Source organism: Streptomyces katrae (assembly GCF_000966975.1).
Taxonomy (GTDB): domain Bacteria; phylum Actinomycetota; class Actinomycetes; order Streptomycetales; family Streptomycetaceae; genus Streptomyces; species Streptomyces katrae.
In genome coordinates, this window is sequence record NZ_JZWV01001544.1 from 1 (window position 1) to 2,159 (window position 2,159).

Sequence of the window (2,159 nt, forward strand, 5' to 3'; positions counted from 1 at the left end):
GTTCCCGGCCGTCGGCGCCCAGCAGGTGGGCGGTGTCGATCCGCACCGTCAGCCGCCGCCAGCTCGTGGCGGAGGTCTCGGCCGAGGCCAGACCCAGCGCGTCCACCTGGGACAGCAGCCGGCACAGCGCCTGCCCCTGCTCCTGCGTGGTGCCGGCGGCGACCGCCCGGTAGGCGACCGCGGCGGGCGCCCCCAGGAACAGGTCGGCCCACGGGAACGAGGACCGTGCCAGCCGCGGCACGTCCACGTGCAGCCGGCCGGCGACGGCCTCGGCGGCGGTGTCGGCGGCGGCCGCGCCGAGCGCCCGCAGGAAGGCGGACGTGGCGTCCGTGTCCCCGCCGTAGTAGCGGTGGTAGGGGTTGCCGGTCAGCCCGTGCAGGGCGGCGTCGAGCAGCTGGTCGGAAGGACCGCGCTCCACGGCCGGCTTCGGCCGGGCCGCCGGGCGGGCGGTGAGGGATTCCGCGACGCGGGCCAGGGCCTTGCGCTGGACCAGCGCGGAGCGGAGCACGTCGACGACGCCGCCGATCAGCACGGGCGAGCCGATCGCCGGCAGGGCCTCGCGGACCAGCGCGGGCAGCTCCTCGCGCCCCTCCGCCTCGGCGGCCGCCTTCAGCAGTGCTCCGGCGGCCGGGGCGTCCAGCGCGCGCAGTGCCGCCGAGCCCTCGGGATCGCGGGGGCGCAGGAAGTACCAGTAGGCGAGCGGCGGGAGTTCCGCGTCGCCGGCCGCGTGCGGGGCGCCGTGGTGGTTGGCGGTGGTCCGGGCGGTGACGGCCCCCTCGGGGTCGCTCAGGGACAGGGTCCGCCAGTCGCTGCTCACCGCGCGGGGCCGCTCGTCACCGGGCAGCCGGACCGCCGCGTCCGGCCTGGCGCCGCCCTCGGGGACGCGGACCCGGCCGCCGGCCGTGTCGGAGCCGTGCCAGCCCTGGCCCGGCACGCGCACGGCACGCCAGCCCAGCAGGCCGTCCGCGGGCGCGCCGAGCACCGAGCCCTCGACGGCGGGCGCGGGCCGCAGCCAGTTCTGGCCGATGTTGTCGGGCAGGGTGCTGCCGCCGGGGTGGCCGTCGAGGGCGTCGGCGAGGAAGCCGGGCATCGAACGCCGTCCCGTGGCCCCGGTGGCCGGGTCGTACTCGGCCCAGCCCGGGCCGCCGGAGTCGCGGTCCGGGTCCCACGCCCAGTACGAGGTCCCGTCGGAGACGACCGCCCGCTCGGCCGGGACCAGGCTGTCGCCGCGGCGCAGCACGCCGGCGCCGGTGGTGCGGCCGCCGCCGGGCAGCGGCAGCGAGACGTGCCCGGAGCGGATCGACCAGTAGGTGGCCGCCGAGTCGAGGGTGAGGACGTCGTCGGGGGCGCTCAGCCAGTAGCCCTCGACGGGGCCGTTGTAGGTGGCCCAGAAGACGAGCAGGTCGCCGTCGGTGTAGTGGAAGCCGAGCTGCCGGCCGTTGACGGAGGGCGCCCGCAGGTCGTGCGTGAGGACGGTGGAGTCGGCGTCGATGACCCGCACCTGGGTGGAGTTGGCGACGATGACGTACGGCCAGGCGTCCATCACGGTCAGGTGGCCCCGGCCCCGGCCGGGCGTCAGCTCGCGGACGGCGCTCTCCCAGGCGGGCCAGACCAGCTCCTCGAACATGCCGCCGCGCAGGGTGCGGGCGAGGACCTCGTCCAGGTCGGCGGCGGCGGCCGCGGCCACCTCCGCCGGGGCCAGTGCCAGGGCTTCGGAGGGCAGCCAGGTCAGGCGCCGGATCGCCTCGGGCAGGTCGGGCAGGGCCGTCGCCGTGGACTGGGCGGCCACCTCGCGGACCCACTCGGCGATCAGCGGGCTGCTGCCGGGGGTCACGGCGAGCCGCCGCACGGCCTCGCGGCCGCCCGACATGTGGCTGTTGAACCGGTTGAGGGTGCGGAAGAAGGCGGGCCGCAGCCGCTCGTCCGCGCACAGGGCCCTCAGGTCGCGGGGGTTCTCCGAGCGGCTCCACTCCTCCAGTCCGAGGACGGCCCTGGCGTCGTCGCCGGGCTCGGCCACGGGCAGGTCCAGGGAGAGCAGCAGGTCGAGCAGGTTGACGTCCTGCAGGCCCAGCCGCAGGCCCTGTTCCCGGCCCGGCCCGGCGAGTTCGGCGCGCAGCGGGCCGGCGCAGCGGGCGACCAGGTCGAGCAGCGCCGGGAGG

General features: G+C 77.7%; 1 pseudogene. It reads right to left on the minus strand.

What is annotated here, in order from left to right:
* Positions 1-2,159: pseudogene (locus VR44_RS39030) on the minus strand (DNA-binding protein); the annotation flags it as partial.